The sequence below is a fragment of the Corynebacterium freiburgense genome, assembly GCF_030408815.1.
Lineage (GTDB): Bacteria > Actinomycetota > Actinomycetes > Mycobacteriales > Mycobacteriaceae > Corynebacterium > Corynebacterium freiburgense.
The window spans coordinates 2,221,499-2,238,621 of record NZ_CP047355.1 but is presented as its reverse complement, the minus strand read 5'-3'; the positions used below and the strand labels follow the sequence as shown (position 1 = coordinate 2,238,621).

At 48.9% G+C, this 17,123-nt stretch carries 15 protein-coding genes; 8 read left to right on the top strand and 7 right to left on the bottom strand.

What is annotated here, in order from left to right; translation table 11 throughout:
- The first annotated feature begins 87 nt into the window (after positions 1 to 87).
- Genes CFREI_RS10085 through CFREI_RS10075 form a run of 3 tightly spaced genes read left to right on the top strand, consistent with a single transcriptional unit; the run spans position 88 to position 3,008 of the window.
- Positions 88 to 1,656, top strand: coding sequence for a PTS transporter subunit EIIC (locus CFREI_RS10085; protein WP_051255778.1), 1,569 nt, complete (start codon positions 88 to 90; stop codon positions 1,654 to 1,656).
- Positions 1,649 to 2,149, top strand: a complete 501-nt coding sequence (locus CFREI_RS10080; RefSeq protein ID WP_051255779.1) for a PTS sugar transporter subunit IIA — start codon at positions 1,649 to 1,651, stop codon at positions 2,147 to 2,149. Before CFREI_RS10085 ends, CFREI_RS10080 begins: the two co-directional genes overlap by 8 nt.
- 1 nt (position 2,150) lies before the next feature.
- A complete protein-coding gene (locus CFREI_RS10075; RefSeq protein WP_027011742.1) occupies positions 2,151 to 3,008 on the top strand; it encodes a PRD domain-containing protein in 858 nt (285 codons plus the stop codon).
- Here the strand turns inward: CFREI_RS10075 and CFREI_RS10070 are convergent.
- The 3 genes from CFREI_RS10070 to CFREI_RS10060 all read right to left on the bottom strand — a co-directional run bounded on the left by CFREI_RS10070 (position 3,005) and on the right by CFREI_RS10060 (position 6,399).
- A complete protein-coding gene (locus CFREI_RS10070; RefSeq protein WP_027011743.1) occupies positions 3,005 to 4,303 on the bottom strand; it encodes a protein adenylyltransferase SelO family protein in 1,299 nt (432 codons plus the stop codon). The genes CFREI_RS10075 and CFREI_RS10070 overlap by 4 nt on opposite strands.
- 133 nt (positions 4,304 to 4,436) lie before the next feature.
- The gene (locus CFREI_RS10065) at positions 4,437 to 5,003 is read right to left on the bottom strand and encodes a neocarzinostatin apoprotein domain-containing protein (RefSeq protein ID WP_027011744.1); all 567 of its coding nucleotides are present in this window, start codon (positions 5,001 to 5,003) and stop codon (positions 4,437 to 4,439) included.
- Between the two features lie 157 nt (positions 5,004 to 5,160).
- Positions 5,161 to 6,399, bottom strand: a complete 1,239-nt coding sequence (locus CFREI_RS10060; RefSeq protein ID WP_027011745.1) for a heparan-alpha-glucosaminide N-acetyltransferase domain-containing protein — start codon at positions 6,397 to 6,399, stop codon at positions 5,161 to 5,163.
- Positions 6,400 to 6,442: 43 nt separating this feature from the next.
- Between CFREI_RS10060 and CFREI_RS10055 the strand changes: the two genes are divergently transcribed.
- The 3 genes from CFREI_RS10055 to CFREI_RS10045 all read left to right on the top strand — a co-directional run bounded on the left by CFREI_RS10055 (position 6,443) and on the right by CFREI_RS10045 (position 10,215).
- Entirely contained in the window at positions 6,443 to 7,729 is a 1,287-nt protein-coding gene (locus CFREI_RS10055) for an alpha/beta fold hydrolase (protein ID WP_027011746.1), read from the top strand.
- Between the two features lie 239 nt (positions 7,730 to 7,968).
- Positions 7,969 to 9,156: a hypothetical protein gene (locus tag CFREI_RS10050; protein WP_027011747.1), complete on the top strand. Its 1,188-nt coding sequence runs from the start codon at positions 7,969 to 7,971 to the stop codon at positions 9,154 to 9,156.
- A 108-nt stretch (positions 9,157 to 9,264) separates the two neighbouring features.
- A complete protein-coding gene (locus CFREI_RS10045; protein WP_027011748.1) occupies positions 9,265 to 10,215 on the top strand; it encodes an ADP-ribosylglycohydrolase family protein in 951 nt (316 codons plus the stop codon).
- Here the strand turns inward: CFREI_RS10045 and CFREI_RS10040 are convergent.
- Genes CFREI_RS10040 through CFREI_RS10030 form a run of 3 tightly spaced genes read right to left on the bottom strand, consistent with a single transcriptional unit; the run spans position 10,212 to position 13,855 of the window.
- A complete protein-coding gene (locus CFREI_RS10040; RefSeq protein ID WP_027011749.1) occupies positions 10,212 to 11,864 on the bottom strand; it encodes a phospho-sugar mutase in 1,653 nt (550 codons plus the stop codon). The genes CFREI_RS10045 and CFREI_RS10040 overlap by 4 nt on opposite strands.
- A 12-nt stretch (positions 11,865 to 11,876) precedes the next feature.
- Positions 11,877 to 12,533 carry a deoxyribose-phosphate aldolase gene (deoC, locus tag CFREI_RS10035; RefSeq protein ID WP_035111306.1) on the bottom strand — a complete coding sequence of 219 codons (657 nt, stop codon included), beginning with the start codon at positions 12,531 to 12,533 and terminating at the stop codon, positions 11,877 to 11,879.
- Between the two features lie 35 nt (positions 12,534 to 12,568).
- Positions 12,569 to 13,855, bottom strand: a complete 1,287-nt coding sequence (locus tag CFREI_RS10030) for a thymidine phosphorylase (protein WP_027011751.1) — start codon at positions 13,853 to 13,855, stop codon at positions 12,569 to 12,571.
- A gap of 173 nt (positions 13,856 to 14,028) precedes the next feature.
- Between CFREI_RS10030 and CFREI_RS10025 the strand changes: the two genes are divergently transcribed.
- The gene (locus CFREI_RS10025) at positions 14,029 to 14,448 is read left to right on the top strand and encodes a cytidine deaminase (RefSeq protein WP_027011752.1); all 420 of its coding nucleotides are present in this window, start codon (positions 14,029 to 14,031) and stop codon (positions 14,446 to 14,448) included.
- A 30-nt stretch (positions 14,449 to 14,478) separates the two neighbouring features.
- The gene (locus CFREI_RS10020) at positions 14,479 to 15,696 is read left to right on the top strand and encodes a NupC/NupG family nucleoside CNT transporter (protein WP_027011753.1); all 1,218 of its coding nucleotides are present in this window, start codon (positions 14,479 to 14,481) and stop codon (positions 15,694 to 15,696) included.
- Here the strand turns inward: CFREI_RS10020 and CFREI_RS10015 are convergent.
- On the bottom strand, positions 15,693 to 16,631 hold the full coding sequence (locus CFREI_RS10015) for a sugar-binding transcriptional regulator (RefSeq protein ID WP_027011754.1): 939 nt from the start codon (positions 16,629 to 16,631) through the stop codon (positions 15,693 to 15,695). The two genes, CFREI_RS10020 and CFREI_RS10015, sit on opposite strands and share 4 nt — an antisense overlap.
- Positions 16,632 to 17,123 lie beyond the last annotated feature (492 nt).

The window sequence follows — 17,123 nt, the reverse complement described above, 5'->3', positions numbered from 1 at the left end:
AACGGGATTGTTATTCCACACCCCTGTAGTGGGAGCAAAACCTGTGATATAAGCATTCAATCTCCCAGTAAAGGGGAAGAGTTTGCTATGACTGCCACAGTCACACAGCCACCGCAACGTGGCAAAGCATTTAAAGCAATGCAAAAAGTGGGCAAAGCATTTATGTTGCCCATTGCGATTCTCCCGGCGGCAGGTTTACTGCTGGGCATTGGTGGTGCCCTAAGTAATCCTAATACCGTTGCTGCTTACCCAGTACTGGATAATGCGGTTGCGCAAGGCATCTTTCAGGTAATGAGTGATGCAGGTGCGGTCATATTTTCCAATTTGGCATTACTGCTTTCCACAGGTCTCTGTATTGGTTTAGCCAAGCGAGATAAAGGAACTGCTGCACTTGCAGGTGTGGTTGGTTACCTTATTATGACTGGTACGACGGCCTCACTTATGAAAGTGTTCCATCCTGACGGAGATCCGATTGACACTGGAATTCTAGGTGCCCTGGCAATCGGGGCTACAGCAGTGTATCTGCATAATCGCTACCATAATATTCAGCTTCCACCTACCCTTGGCTTTTTTGGTGGATCAAGGTTTGTGCCGATTATTACCGCAGGTGCAGCGATTCTCTGGGGTTCAGCATTTTTTATTATTTGGCCGCCGATTCAAGGAATACTGGTAAGCGCTGGTGAAGGCATGGCCCAACTCGGCGTGTTTGGAACCTTTTTGTATGGGTTTTTATTGCGGCTATCCGGTGCGCTTGGTTTGCACCACACGATCTATCCAATGTTTTGGTATACCGAGCTCGGTGGCGTAGAACAAGTAGCTGGTGAGTCAGTGGTTGGTGCTCAAAAGATTTTCTTTGCTCAATTGGCTGATCCCTCCCACCAGGGATTATTTACCTCTGGTACTCGGTTTTTTGCAGGTCGCTTCGACACTATGATGTTCGGTCTGCCAGGTGCAGCGCTGGCAATGTATCACAGCGTTCCTAAACAACGCCGCGCAAAATTTGCAGGCTTATTCCTTGGTGCTGCGCTCACTTCATTTATTACCGGGATTACGGAGCCATTGGAGTTTATGTTTTTATTTACCGCTCCGATTCTCTATGTAATCCATGCTTTTTTGGATGGCGTGAGTTTCCTTATTGCTGATTTACTGCAGATTCGCATTGGAAATACGTTTTCCGGTGGAGTGATTGATTACTTACTTTTTGGTGTGATCCAAGGACAAGATAAAACGCATTGGATGTATGTGATCCCCGTCGGGCTGTTGTGGTTTGGAATTTATTATGTGATTTTCCGTTGGTATATCCAACGCTTCCAAGTGGCCACTCCAGGACGCTTTGAAGATGAAAGTGATTCCCAGGCTGCTCAAGACGTGCTTGATTTTAGCGATGCGGAAAACACTCCAAAGGATGTTCTTTATGATGAATCGCATCAAATTATTTCCGCGCTCGGCGGTGCAGATAATATTGAAGACGTGGATGCCTGCATTACTCGACTTCGAGTTTCCGTGAAGGATTCTCATATGGTTGATCGAGCTACATTAAAGCGTCTTGGTGCGGCTGATGTATTAGATGTAGCAGGAGGTATTCAAGCTGTGTACGGTGCGAAGGCAGTGCTCTATAAAAATGTTATGGCGGATCTGCTAGGAATGGATGATTAATTTGTTCGGTTTTGGAAAAGCAAAACGCGTTACCGCAACTTCAAATTTGAGTTTGGTTGCGCCAGTGCGTGGTGAGCTTTTTCCATTGGAACAAATCCCTGACCCAGTGTTTTCCCATGGGACGCTGGGTTTTGGTTTTGCGGTGCATACCGCAGATGAGATAGTGGTTTCCCCGGTTTCTGGTCAGATTTTTCAAATGTTCCCAGCAGGGCACGCGTTTTCTATTCGCACACCCGAGGGGGTTGATGTATTGGTGCATATCGGGCTGGATACAGTCGGATTGAAAGGCAATGGGTTTCGTCCACTAAAGATCCAAGGAAATTATGTGGAGCAGGGGGAACCTGTGGTTCAGCTTGAAAATATTTCCGCTTTGCAGAGTGCTTTAACATGCTTGGATACGATTGTTGTAGTAACAAATTCCGCAGGTTTACGCCATAGCTCCCCGCGTTTAGACGCCAGATTTGGTGAGACAGTTATTGAAATGATGCCTTAGTATGGCCTACATCTTAAAACGTCGGTGCAATAACAATGTTGTGGAAGCTATTGATGCGCAGGGGTGCAGCGTTGTAGTTACCGGACGTGGGGTGGGTTTTGGTTTGCGGCCGGGACAAGAAATCCCGGCTGAGCGTATTCAATTGAAATACGTTTTGGAGTCGCAACAACGTGCAGGGGCTATTGCAGATGCTTTGGCTCAAGTTTCTCCAAATACTTTGGCGCTGGCTCGTAAAATTTCACTAGATGCCCAACAGCGTTTTGGAATTAGCCCAATTACAATTTTGCTTCCATTGGCGGAGCATTTGGAGTATTCCGTATTGCGTGCTCGCCGTGGGGACCGTATAGATGTTCCCTTGGCATTCGAGGTTTCGCAGTTATATCCGGGTGAATACGAGTTCGGTATGTTTGCGGTGAAATTGGTTTGCGCTGACCTTGGTATTTCATTGCCATGTGATGAGGCTGCGGCGTTTGCTATGCATATTGTGAGCGCGCAATTTCACAATAATCGTATTGGTGCTGCAATGCGCACTACGCAGCATATTGCTGCCATTCTCCGCATTATTGAAGAACATTCGCGGGTAAAGGTTAGCCGGGCTGACGTCTGGACTACCAGGTTTATTACCCATATTCGTTTTCTATTAGCTCGATTGGCTGCTGGTACAAGGTCTGTTGATACTCCACAAGAAATCGTGGAAGCGATTAAAGAAACACTTGCCGCGTCATGGTTGGTTGCACAAAAAATTAAAGACTATATTTCAGAAGTCGAATCACAGGAATTGAGTGAGTCTGAGGTTGCGTATTTAACCCTGCATATTGGCCGCTTTACTCATACTGGAAAGCGTGAGATCGAGTATTAGGTTCCGCAAAATGTGCGGTAATTATCCATAAATCCCTTAGGTGCGGAGTGCACAAATTCAGGGTGCTGAAGTGGAAAATCGTACGGCGTACTTAGAGCCGCATAGAGTGCACAGAATGGTTCGGTATTTCCATCATCAGCTTGTTGGAGCGCGGCCTCCACAAGGTGATTACGGGGAATAATCACGGGATTATTCATTGGTGCGATTTCTTGAAAATACGCGGTGTGGTCTCCGGAAATATGAAAATTATGTGGCAGTGCACCTTCGAGTTTTTCTTCTATGACTTGCCGGTAAGCATTCATAAATTTGTTGGGGTAGGTGTCGAAAAGCTCATACACCTTTGAGTTCGGAATGCCCGCGGCGTCGATAAGCGGAAGCAGTGTTTCGGCCAGGCGTTGTAGATTCCAGCCAATAATACCTGGTTGATTTCCGTATTTATATCGACCGGTAGTATCTATGCTGCTAAAACATGCGTGCGGATCATGTTGTTCGAGAAAAGCACATGGCCCGAAGTCTATTGTTTGACCGGATATGGTGGTGTTATCGGTATTTATTACGCCATGCACAAAGCCAATGCCCATCCAGTGTGCAACGGTGTGAGCCTGGGCGTCCATAACTGCCTCGAGGAATGCTAAAGGCTCAGCGGCGGTGGAAGGATAGTGGAGCTGTATCGAGTATTCGATTAATCGTTCGATAAGGTCGCTGCCTGGGTGGTGGAGCGCAGCGTATTGGAATGTCCCAATTCTTAAATGGCTTGATGCAACGCGGACGAGCACTGCCGCAGGATGGACATAATTGCGTTGTACCTTATGGCCTGTGGTGAGAATGGCGAGTGATCGTGTTGTGGGGATATTCACCGCATGGAGGAAATTGCTTACAAGGAACTCGCGGAGCATTGGGCCTAATGCAGCTCTTCCATCACCACTTCGTGCAAATCTTGTGCGGCCAGAACCCTTGAGATGAAGGTCGTGTTGTACGCCTTTGATATCGGTTACTTCGCCGAGTAAGCAGGCGCGGCCGTCGCCAAGAATAGGGGAGAGGTAGCCAAATTGGTGCCCAGCATATGCTTGTGCAACAGCGCCTTCGGCTTGCTGGCCAAGCATAAATTGAATGCCTTCCTCCGAGCGTAACCATGTGGGGCTAAACCCAAGTTCTAAAGCCAATGGTTCATTGAGGGCAATAAGCTCTGGTTCTGGCGCAGTTTCTGGAACGCATGGAAACGCAAGCTCAGGAAACGTCGCGGCAAAACGATGGTGGAGAACCGGGGCGGTCGCCGGCGGCGGGGTAGAGAGCATGGAAAAAGTGTACGTGGCATACAAGCAGAAGTGGTGCACGTGTATGGCCCATGTCTTAGGGGCGTAGTAAAAGAACTGTTCAAACTTGTTTCATAGTGCGTTTGAACAGTCCGTGTGATGTTACAAAAGTGCGTTATTTAGCAAAGGTTACTGGGACACTCACAATATCTGTAAAGCCTTGCGAATGATCGCCAAAGACCTTAACCACGCATGCATCGACGGTGCAGTCGAGTCCCTCGCCGGTTGATGCGGCAATGAGTTTTGCAGATGCAGTGCCATCCTCGGATAGTGGCACTGTGCCGCCCTGAGATTTAATCCATGCTTGGGTTTCTGTATCACCAGTTTTCCCGGTACATACTGGTACTGGATTGTCAGGGGTTGCTTCGGCTGCGCAAATGGCAGCGTAGTAGCCCATTTTGGGATCCAGACCGGAAACATCTACGGTGAGTTCGTCGCCATCTTTAATACCATTAATATTGCTGACCTTTAGATTTACGGTGCCCGATTCGGTCGAGGTTTCGGGGGCTGCTGATGTTGACTTCATAGATGAAGAAGCAGTTTTGGAGGGCGCTGCAATATCTGAAGCAGTATCGGTTTTCTCCATGGTGGTGTCTTGCTGGTTAGGTGGGCTACAGGCAGCGAGTGCAAGTGCGAAAGCAGCAAAAGAAGCTGCACCGATGGCGCGGATACGGGCGGTCATTTTTGGCTATAGCCTTTCCGAAGTTGGGTGATTCATCAAAATCTATTTGTGTCCTAGTGAGCCTACCTGCCCTAGATGTGTTGCGTCCATGAGAACCACCTTTTGATTGATTACTTTTTTGTCTATTTAACTCAGTGAATTCTTATTCGAATCCTGATTAAGCTGCGATTTCTTTTGATTTTTCTGGTCGCACAGAGCGTTCAATTATATGGTGCATTGCCCATTCGAGTGGGCCGCGTCGGAAAAAGAACCGCCAAATTGGGGCGAAAATAATTCCGGAAATAAGAGTTATCCAAAAGACAGGTGTATGGTTCGGGGATTCAGCAACAAAATTCTTATTATTTTCTCGCTCTTCTGCGAAAATCCTGTTATAGAATTCCAGTTCAGGTTTGCTAAATTCGTTATAAGTGTCGTGGGATTGCACTAAAGCCTGGTATTCGTGCCAGTGGATTTCCATTGGGTCTGTAGGTGCAATAGCTGGTTTTGAATTGTTTGTAGCAGTCATTGTGGTTACTGCACCAGGTTTTGGCACTGCAGAATCTGCTTGATTACTGGCATCTAAAATGGGGCCTGCGGTAAGGACATGGCAAACATAGAAGGTCAGGGACATTGCTCCGAGAGCGCGTAATGGATAGAGTGGCCTAACCGTAATACGGGTAATAAACAGTGAGCAAGCGATGGCAGCAGCGGCGGCTCCACAAGAGGCCAAGACATCGAATAAGCCGCCGTAGTGGGGTTCTGGATTAAGGTAAGACCAAAGTGGCGCGGGCACAGTGATGTTTTCCGTGAAGTGTGGACGGGCAAACACGCTAGCTGTGGCCAATCCGGCGCCAATAATAAAAAGCAAGCACTGCCAGGCTAGGGAGTGTACAACGTGCCTATGGATAAGAATGCCAAGGGTGCCATACGTAAGCCAGGCGAATGCTGGGTATGGCACGGAAAGTATATCGACGGAAGTGTGAAGCACTAATGCAATAGTTTGTGCTAGGGGGCCAAGGGTGAGAAAGAGAAGGAACAGTAGCAATACCCAGCGGGTTTTCCATCGTGCTACGGGTGGGAGGAGTACAAAAATAATCCCGATAGCAACCAAAACTACAACAATTGAACTCTGTATTAGCTCCAGGAATGTCCCAATTGCCATAAGTAGGATGCCGCGAGTAAGCAGCCTATGTGTTGTAGTTGGCGAAGGCGTATGGGAAATAATGGATAGGGATACTCCGGCTAGGACGGCAAAGGTGGCGGAAGCATAGCCGGTGGTTAGGGCATCACCTATTTTAAGTAGTAGTGTGTTCGTTTCTACGGGGCCAACGTGTGCGTATACCATGCCGATAATTGCAAGGGCACGTGCAAGATCGATTCCATGTAAACGTGTGGATGCCGCAGCTGATTCGGACATATGTACTCCAAAAGAAAAAGGGATCATAGGTACGATCGACGCTATGACGCTTCAGACCAGCACAAACCGTCGTTTCGCACACACTTTATGTTCGCATACCCTGAATGTTCCCTGGGATCGCGCTCACCCCGAACGTGGCACGCTTAATATTTTTGCTCGTGAGATCATTCCAGATGGTGGTGAGCAGTGGCCGATGATCGTGTATCTTCAGGGCGGCCCAGGGTTTCCGGCCCCTCGCTTTACTGGGCCAACTGGCTGGTTGCGTACATTATTGCAGCGCTATCGGGTGTTGCTGCTTGACCAGCGTGGAACGGGCAATTCTTCAGATGCGCTTATCGACGCCGCGGAAGGCTCAGGTGAGTATTTTTCGCTTTTGCGAGCAAATAACATTGTTGAAGATTGTGAAGATTTCCGGAAAGCTTTAGGGATTGACCGCTGGAGTCTTATGGGGCAAAGCTTCGGTGGATTTTGTATTACTACGTATCTTTCTCTTTACCCAAATTCGATACAGCATGCTTATATTACTGGTGGTTTGCCCGCTACTACTTGTCATATTGATGATGTATACCGGGCGACCTATACATCGACGCGGCGTCGAAACGAACAGTTTTACGCGCAATTTCCATGGGCCGATAGTCGCGTTCGGGAAATCTGCCATCATCTTGAGCGCTCGCAAGAAGTATTGCCCACCGGCGAGCGGCTTTCTGCACGGCGATTTCGAACAATTGGTATCGGGCTGGGAAGGGGGATTGGGTTTGATGACTTGGGATACCTTTTGGAAAACCCATTTACCCAGCATAATGGTGAAAAGCGCTTGCGTGCTTCGGTCTTGGCCCAGATTGGTCAGCGGGTATCATTCGCCGAAAACCCACTCTATGCGGTAATACATGAATCGATTTACGGAGGAACGGTGCCAGGTGCGACGCAATGGTCTGCGCACCGCATTCGTGAGGAAATCCCAGGGTTTGCGGTTCATGCTGATCCCCGAGATTTGAGTGAGCCGTATTTTTTGACCGGCGAGCATATATGTCCCTGGATGTTTGAGGAAGATCCAGCGTTGCATCCATATAAGAATATTGCTGAATTCTTAGCGGAAAAAGATGACTGGGAATCGCTTTACAATCACGAATCTCTTTCCGAATCATCGGCGGTGTGTGCGGCTGCTGTGTATTGTGACGACATGTTCGTTCCTATGCAATATTCATTGGAAACAGCAGCGTTATTTAGTGATCTACGCTTGCATATTACAAATGAATATCAGCATGACGGATTGCGGGTAGGTGGCGAGCAAATACTCTCAACACTCATGGCGAAAACTAACGAATATTAGAACGTTTGTCAGATCTTTTTAATAGATTTGCTGCACAAGTTTAAATTGTGTGGCATAATTTAAGGTTAGCCTGTAATGAGGTTTTGTGAATGAAATACCAAGTAAATCCTTCAGAAAGCTGATTTGTCACGGATATTTTCGTACTAAACTCCCCCACATGGGGTAGGTTCAAATTCTCTACAGTTCCAGATAGCCCTAAAGCGTTTCACATTCGCCGTGGGGGTAATACTCTCTGCTGTATGGAAAAGGTCGGATTAGAAATCTCAGTGTTTGAAGATTTCACTAGTGTGTTTATCCAGCCGCAGGTTTATCGCCCACTTATTGATCTTGGGGTCGATGTCGGGGTGCCTTTACTCGTGCCGTCAAGCTTGGAAGTTTTTGCTGATATTGATGCATATGTAGCGGTTTCGTATGGGGCCGTGGGAAATGATCCGACTCAAATCCCGGCGCTCGATACCGCTCAGAAGGTGTATGGGATAAGTCCGGAAGGGACCAGGTTTGAGGGGCGGCACCTAGTGACCGCAGAAATCGTCGACTTTGAACCCATTTCCGGGACGAAAGATTTTGTTTTGGGTGCCGTTATGCTGGACATTTGGGGCGAAGCATATATGGTGTTGCCGCAGGATGTAGTGGAACATCTACAAGAACGCCCAATTGTTTGGTGTGCCTGTGATTATGTGGAATCGATGTCAGATTACGCTCCTGCGCCGCATTATGATCCGAATAATCCATATGCGGTGTTTCGCCTAGGTCTACATTTGGCAAGCCAGTATGCGCCAGTCACCATTTGGCAGCTTATGACCGAACTCGGGGAGAGCTGGTCGATGATGGTTTCTTTGCTTGCTGCGTTGGAAAGCGAGGGCTACTTACTTTGCCGCACTCATGGTGCTGCGGAGCTTTATTTCTTGGAACAACTTTTTTCCTCGCATACACCAGTATCTCCAAGCGCTGAGGCAGATGCCGCTTGTGAAGCATTGCTTACGTCTATAGACGCCCTGCTTGCAGATGTAGCAAAACGTAATGATCCCGTGGTTGGATCAGCGGCAAATTTGCTTGCTCGGCAGGTGCTTTCTAAAGCGCCAACTCGGCTTTTGGCCCGGTTTATTGGTCGTGAAGAATTGGAACTTCCAGCTCCGCCTCCAGAGTCTTGGATTGAAGAACCACAATATCCTGGGCAACCAGTTGGTGTGCACTACTCGGATATCAATGTTTATGATCAAAATGTTTGGCTACGCCTTCACCGGGCTCGTGCGTTGATAAAAGTTTCATTGCTTTCTGATGTGGGTGATGCAAATCCAACCTCGGTTTTTACCGTGGGTTCGATAGTTGGTGATTACATAGAACTTGAGAATGTGATTACATCACAGTTAATACTGGTACACCCCAGCGACCTGCGGGATATCTCAGTATTGGGAAGTGGGATTTAAGTAATACATGTATATCACCCCCGCTTGGTGGGAGGGCTCATACTGCGGGGTGAACCCGCTTAGGATTGGGGCAAATATACCTATTGCACTAATTCTCAAGGAGTGAACATGAATCCAGCAAGCGGGACCCACAAGTCCAGTTCATTGGAGCGAGCTCGTGGGGTATTGTACGGTCAAATTATCGGCGATAATCTTGGCGCATTAGTAGAATTCCGGGCACCTGAAACAATTGCGGAACTTTATCCTAATGGTGTGCGTGAGCTTACCGATGGCGGCGTTCATTCGATTATCGCTGGTCAACCAACTGATGATTCAGAGATGGCTCTTGCATTGGCTCGAAGCCTGATTCGCAATAATGGTTTTGTTCTTGATGATGTTCAGGCTTCTTACCTTCGCTGGGCCCATTCAAATCCCTTTGATATTGGTACAACATGTGCGAATGCGCTATTGCGGGGCCGCCGAGACGAAACTAGCCAAGCTAACGGTGCGTTAATGCGAATTAGCCCCCTGGCAATTTATGCGGCGCGTGTAAGTGAAGATCAAGCGCGCAACATGGCAAAAGCGGACTGCTTAATTACGCACCCGCACCATATTTGCCAGGAAATCAATGAAGCATTCGTGGTTGCAATTGCTGCTGCGATTCGTGATGGCCTTGATGCAAATGAAGTACTGGATCTGCTTGCGCAGGACCCCAGTGAGGTTGTTCGGGATCTTGTTGCGCGAGCGCGCGCCGGGGAGAAACGCGATCTTGTTGGCCGTATGGGATGGGTGAAGAACGCCTTTTTCCAGGCGCTTTGGGAACTTGCTCAAGGTGAGAACTTTGAAGAATCACTGGTGCACACCATTAGCTTGGGCGGTGATGCCGATACAAACGCGGCTGTGTGCGGTGCACTGCTCGGGGCCGTATATGGGGAAGAGGCAATTCCTGAACGTTGGCGTACAGTAATTGATCATTGCACCCCGGGCCCAGATACTCTGCAACCACGCGATAAGGAGTATTGGCCGCACGATGTTCGTGATCTTGCGGCCAAACTCTTGGGTAATGGAGGAGGAGCCTAAATCCCGATAGCTGCAGCAATATCGTTTTTAAGCATTGCCAGACGCTCAGCGGCGTCGTCGTGTGGGATTTCCTTTACTACTGGAAGCACCACTTCTAAATAGCATTTAAGTTTCGGCTCCGTACCGGAAGGACGAACAATAATCCGATCGTCTTGTTCGGTGCGGAGTAATACTCCATCGGTAGCTGGTAGACCCTGATATCCCTCAGCCAGATCGGCAAATTCTATTACCGGTGACCCGGCGAGTTCGCGCGGTGGGTGGGCACGTAAGTTCGCCATGCCAGTGGCAATAAGATCGAGGTTTTCCACCCGGAATGTTAGGGGGGAAGTTGCGTGCAGACCATGTTGTTTTGCCAGGTCATCAAGGGCATCTTGTACCGTTCGGCCCTGAGCAAGCAGATTGGCCACAAGGCTTGCCATTGTAACAGCGGCCGTAATGCCATCTTTATCCCGAACAAATTCCGGATCGGTGCAATACCCAATTGCCTCTTCATATCCGAATATCAGACCGGGGGTACGGGCGATCCATTTAAAACCGGTTAATGTGGGCTCGTGATTCAGATCATGTGCGTGAGCAATACGAGAAAGCAATCTGCTAGAAACTATTGAATTGGCCATTGTGCCGGTATTGCCCGCTACTTGAGTGCGCTTGGCGATATATTCGCCAAGCAATGCGCCAGTTTCATCGCCACTTAATTGCCGCCAGCCTGTTGGGGTGGGAATTGCCACCGCGCAGCGATCAGCATCTGGATCGAGCGCCAATATAACATCGGCATTTCGTTCTTTTGCCAGTTCGATAGCTAGGTCAAGGGCTCCAGGTTCTTCTGGGTTAGGGAAGGACACTGTGGGGAAATCTGGATCCGGATCGGCTTGTTGCTTTACCACATCTACGGTGTGAAAACCCGCAGCAGCAAGGGCTTGAACAGCAACACTACCGCCAACGCCATGCATAGGGGTGAGCACTATATTCAGCGGTCGTGCATCGCCTCGGGTTCCGGCGCAATGAATATATTGGTCCAAAATATCAACGTGCTCGACATTAGTGCTGGTTCGAGGAACTTGGTCAGCCGGCGGAGCTGCGGTTATATGTTCGGTGATTTCTGCATCTGCAGGAGAAACCAGCTGTACACCATTGCCGTCGCCTGGGGCGACACGGCCGCCGAGGTAGAGTTTATAGCCATTATCGGCTGGAGGATTATGGGATGCAGTAATCATAATGCCTGCATCTGCGCCAAATGCCCGCACCGCAAATGCAGTTACTGGGGTGGGAAGTTGGGGTGGTAGTAGGAGTGCTCGGCCACTAGCGCCGGAGATAACTTCTGCGGCATCACGGTAAAAGTCAGCAGACCCATAACGAGCGTCGCATCCAATAACCACAACTGGAGTATCTACTTTGGTGTTTAACCATGACACCACACCAGCTGTCGCGCGAATAACGACGGCGCGGTTCATGCGGCTTTCACCAGCACCTACCTCGCCGCGTAACCCGGCGGTTCCAAACATAAGCGGTCCAGAAAAGCGTGATTCGAGTTCTTCGTAAGCGCCCTGGTCACCGGTTTCCGCGGCGTCGATAAGCGCAGTAATGGTGTCGCGTGTGTGCGGGTCAGGATCATGGTTGCGCCAAGCTGTGGCGCGTTCAATAGTGTTCATATTATGCCTTCTTTACTCGGGAAGGCCGTTGAGGATCGCGGCGGATGCCGAAAGCCCGAGGCGAGAAGCGCCTGCTTCAATCATGGCGAGTGCAGCCTCAGCAGTGCGAATACCACCAGATGCTTTTACACCAAGGCGGTCACCAACGGTCTCACGCATAAGTGAAACTGCATGGGTTGTAGCACCACCCGCTGGGTGAAAACCGGTAGATGTCTTTACAAAATCTGCACCGGCACGTTCTGCAGCCTGACAGCAGTGAATAATCTCATGATCGGTAAGCGCTGCGGATTCAATAATTACTTTAAGTAGCGCATCGCCGCACGCTTCCTTAACGGTCTTGATTTCTTGTGTGAGTTTGTCCCAATCGCCTTCTTTTGCGAAGGCGAGATTAATTACCATATCGATTTCATTAGCGCCTTGAGCAACGGCCTTTGCCGCTTCACTCGCCTTGATCTCCATATCCACCGCGCCTGAAGGGAACCCCACAACTGTAGCCACCGCCAACCCATTTGGTACTTCTACAGGCAGCATTGATGGGGAGACGCAAATAGAAAACGTGCCTAAACGATGTGCCTCAGTAACCACATCAGCAACCTGTGTGTGGGTAGCTTCTGGTTTGAGCAAGGTGTGATCGATATACGCTGCCACTTCAGCGCGGGTGAGATTCATTGAGGTTCTCCTTATAAAACGAGCAGTGTCAACAATTAGGCAATACGTTCCAAAATAACGGATTCTGGTAGCGATACTGGAGTATTGGTTACCGCAAAGCCTGGCATTAGGGATTCCAAAGCACGTTCGAACCGCTCTGGGGTGTCTGAATGCAATGTAAATAAAGTCTGCCCCCGCTGAACGGGCTCGCCGAAACCAGCATGGATTTCTATACCAGCTCCTGCTTGCACCGGATCTTCCTTCCGTGCCCGGCCAGCACCGAGCCGCCAACTTGCAACCCCCACAGCTAATGCGTCGAGTTCACCTAAATAACCATCACGGTCGGCTTCCACTGTAAGTGTATGCTTGGCCTTTGGTAATGGGGCATCAGGATCGCCACCCTGAGCGCGGATCATACGCTTCCACACATCCATCGCGCGGCCATCATCCAAAGCTGCGGCAATATCAACATCTGGTTTGCCAGCTAGAGTAAGCATTTCTCGCGCCAAAGCGATGGTAAGTTCACGAACATCGCGTGGTCCGCCGCCAGCTAAAATTTCTACTGATTCCGCAACTTCTAATGCATTGCCGATCTTCCGGCCCAGGGGGCGGGACATATCTGTTAACAATGCCACGGTACGAACGCCTGCATCATTTCCTAGTTCAACCATAGTGGACGCAAGCTCTCGCGCATTTTGAATATCTTTCATAAAAGCGCCCGAACCAACTTTGACATCGAGTACAAGTGATGCCGTTCCTTCTGCAATCTTTTTGCTCATAATGGAACTGGCAATAAGTGGAATGCAATCGACGGTCGCAGTAATATCACGAAGCGCATAAATTTTCTTATCTGCAGGTGCCAGGCCGGTTCCTGGAGCGCAAATAATGCATCCGGGGTCTTCCAAAATTTCCATCATGCGTTCGTTGGAGAAATTGGCTTGCCAGCCCGGGATAGATTCCAGTTTGTCTAAGGTTCCGCCAGTATGTCCGAGGCCGCGACCAGATAGTTGCGGAACAGCCACATCAAACGCGGCAACCAGGGGCGCCAATGGGAGGGTGATTTTATCCCCAACACCGCCGGTGGAGTGTTTATCGCTCGTAGTGCGGGAAAGGGCATCAAAGTTCATTCGCTCACCAGAGTTCATCATGGCTGTAGTCCAGTCCACGATCTCGGTGCGATCCATCCCATTAAGGAAAATCGCCATATTTAGTGCGGCCATTTGTTCGTCGGCAACGACCCCACGCGTATAGGCGTCAATCACCCAATTTATCTGTTCCGTAGTGAGCCGCTCGCGATCTCGCTTTGTACGAATAATGTCTACTGCATCGAATCTCTCGGTCATTATTGGGTGCTCCTAGTGGTTCGTGTGTATTTCCACCAACGAACATTGAAATGTGATGGTAATTACAAAAGGATATTGGTTGTGTGCTGAACTACCTCCGATTATCATAAGGGCCAGAACAAATGTCAAGGGTCTATTTATCAAGTGTAAATCGGGTTTTCAGGAGGCACTCTATGAGCCCAACAGATTACGAGCTCATCGAACTCGCGCACGAAGCAGCGGAACATGCCTACGCTCCTTATTCGCAGTTTCCGGTGGGCGCCGCCCTATTGCTTGACGACGGTCGTGTTATCACCGGTTGCAATGTAGAAAACGCTTCGTACGGGCTTACGATCTGCGCTGAACGAAACGCAGTCACTCGGGCAATTGTTACCAGTGAAGATGCCCCCGGCACCGGCAATCCAGAGCGCATGCAGATTAAAGCTGTCGCCATTGTTGGCCTACGGGCTGAGCCGTGTTATCCCTGCGGTGCCTGCCTCCAAGTACTTTCAGAATTTAATTGCGAACGCGTGATTGTGGCCAAAAACAAAGAATCACACAGCATCGCCTTTGCTGAGTTATTACCGTACGCCTTTTGGTCAGATTCGCTCTAATGCATCTGGAAAGAAAGGAACACAGGAGCTATGGAACGTCTACAAGGGTTATTGGGGATACTTGTTATTTTTGGTGTGTTGATTCTTTTTTCACGCCACAGAAAAAGCATTAAATGGCGCACGCTCGGGGTGGGATTGCTTCTGCAAATAGCGTTTGCCCTAATTGTATTGAAGTGGGATTATGGCTTTCTTGCGCTGAAAAAAGTGGCGGAAGGGTTAGAAAAGCTTACGGAATTTACTAATCTTGGAACGTCATTTGTATTTGGCAGACTCTTTAGTTCAGAGCCGAATCAATTTGTATTTGCATTAAATGTTCTTCCGGTCATTATTTTCCTTGGTGCAATTATTGGCGCCCTGTACTATTTGCGTGTTATCCAAATATTCGTTGATTTGCTCGGTGGGGCACTTAAGAAAATTTTGGGAACCAGCAAAGTTGAGTCCGTATGGGCATCCACAGTGATTTTTCTTGGTCAGAGTGAAGCGCCGCTTGTAATCTCGCCATATTTACCTAAACTTACGCGCTCTGAGCTATTTACCTGTATGACTGGTGGTTTTGCTTCGGTAGCTGGTTCAACGCTTATTGGCTATTCGCTTTTAGGCGCTCCACTTGAATATTTACTTGCGGCAAGCCTGATGAACGCACCAGGTTCTCTTATTGTGGCAAAGGCATTCTGGCCGGAAACCGAAGAATCTGATCTTGATGCCTCAGTGCGCCACGTTCGCGATACAGAATCCAAAAACATTATTGATGCCATTGGTAGTGGTGCAATGGCAGGCGGAAGAATCGCTATTGCCGTGGGCTGTCTCCTTATTGCATTTATAGCGTTTATTGCCATGATTTCCGCGGTGCTTCAGGGAATCGGTGGCATTTTCGGGCAAGAGAACTGGTCACTGGAAGGATTGTTTGGTCTGATATTTGCGCCAGCTGCATGGCTTATTGGCGTTCCATGGGAAGACGCCCAATTGGTCGGTAACTTTATCGGAGAAAAGACGATTATCAATGAATTTGTTGGTTTTACATCGTTTGGTCCGCATATTCCAGAAATGGATCCAAAGTCCGTAATGATTACCACCTTCGCACTGGCCGGATTTGCAAATATCAGTTCTATGGCAATCCAAATTGGTTCTATTGGTGGATTGGTGCCAGAACGCCGAGGTGAAGTGGCTAAGCTTGCGCCATTGGCCCTTATGACCGGTTTTGCCACCAATATGCTGAATGCGGCGATTGTTGGTGTGGTGGTGTTTTAGCCAAGATCAAGTATGCGTTGAGCGGTGCCCTGATCGATAACTAGGTGAGTGGCTAAACCCATTGTTAAGGCGGTATGGATTGCTGTGACTTTTTCGGTACCGCCTGCCACCAAAATGCGCATTGGTCGAGCTGCAAGGTCTTCCAGTGTAATTCCTACGGTCCGCTCATCAACACTTGGAAGTGCGATTTCGCCTTCTTTGGTAAAGAAACGCGAGCAGGCATCGCCTGCGGCGCGTTCCACAAGCAAATCAATCTCTTCTTGGGTCAAGTAGCCAAGGTTAAGCAGTAACGATTTCGGGTGGACTTCACCGACGGTAAAAATCACCACATCTGTCAAACGACCCAATTGTAAAATATGTGCAATATGGCGGTCTTGTTCAACAATGCGCTTGGCTTCCGCATTATCAAAAATTACCGGGAGGGGTAGTGTTCTGGCCTGTGCATGAAAGGCCGAACAAAACTTATTAATGGTTCCAATATCATTCGTGCTGTACTGCGAATGTGAAGTGCCGCCTTTTAATTGCACAATTTCAACACCATGTACATCCGTTACTGGTAGGTGCTGAGCAACCGCAAACATCGTGTTCCCCCAGGAAACGCCTACCTTCATATCATCGCGAATGTGTTCGCTGAGAAGATCGGCGCCGGCTCGTCCTAGTTCACGTAAAAGATCAGAATGTGTTTCCCTAGGTAATTGCGCTAGCCTGACATCCTGTAACCCGTATCGTGCGATAATCTTTTTGGCCAGTTCCGAGCCAGTCTTCCTGGGGTCATGAATATGAATAGTGACAAAACCTCGTTGCTTGCCATGATGAATAAGCTTCGATGCAGTTGGCCGCGAAACTCCCATTTCTTGGGCAACTTCAGCCTGGCTAAGCCCCTCTTCGTAATAGAGCTTTACAGCAGTGAGTGCCTGTTCATCACGAGCGTCCACGAACGTGTTGCATCCTTCCGGGGGTAGAGCGGTTCAGTTGAAGTGACATTATTATCCGATACAAGTGCGGTCTGGCGCCAATGGCACAATGTATCCACATACTGGCAGTGGGCAACCAGAATAATAGCGATGGGGGTGGCTGGGGTGAGCACGATGTAATGCTGTGCGCAATGTATCGTTTTTGGGCTGCGGTAATGGAACTATGAGGAGGGCTTTTCGGGCAAAATACTCAGCGCACAATTGTGCATTCGATTGGCTGATTCGCCAAGATTTTTTAATTTGCGTGCACCTTTACAGGAGGTAGCGTGTTCAAAAATTTGGTCGATAGTAGCAAGGTTTTTTAAGGCTCCGAGACGTGTTTTTAGGGCTGCGGGGGTAGTACTTATAAGAGGTTACTTCGGATTTATTCATATTCGATGCGGTTCGAGTCACCCCCGACCGATACAGTAATAGGGGTAATTCTCTTAACAATCTTCCGGAGCCTTACATCAC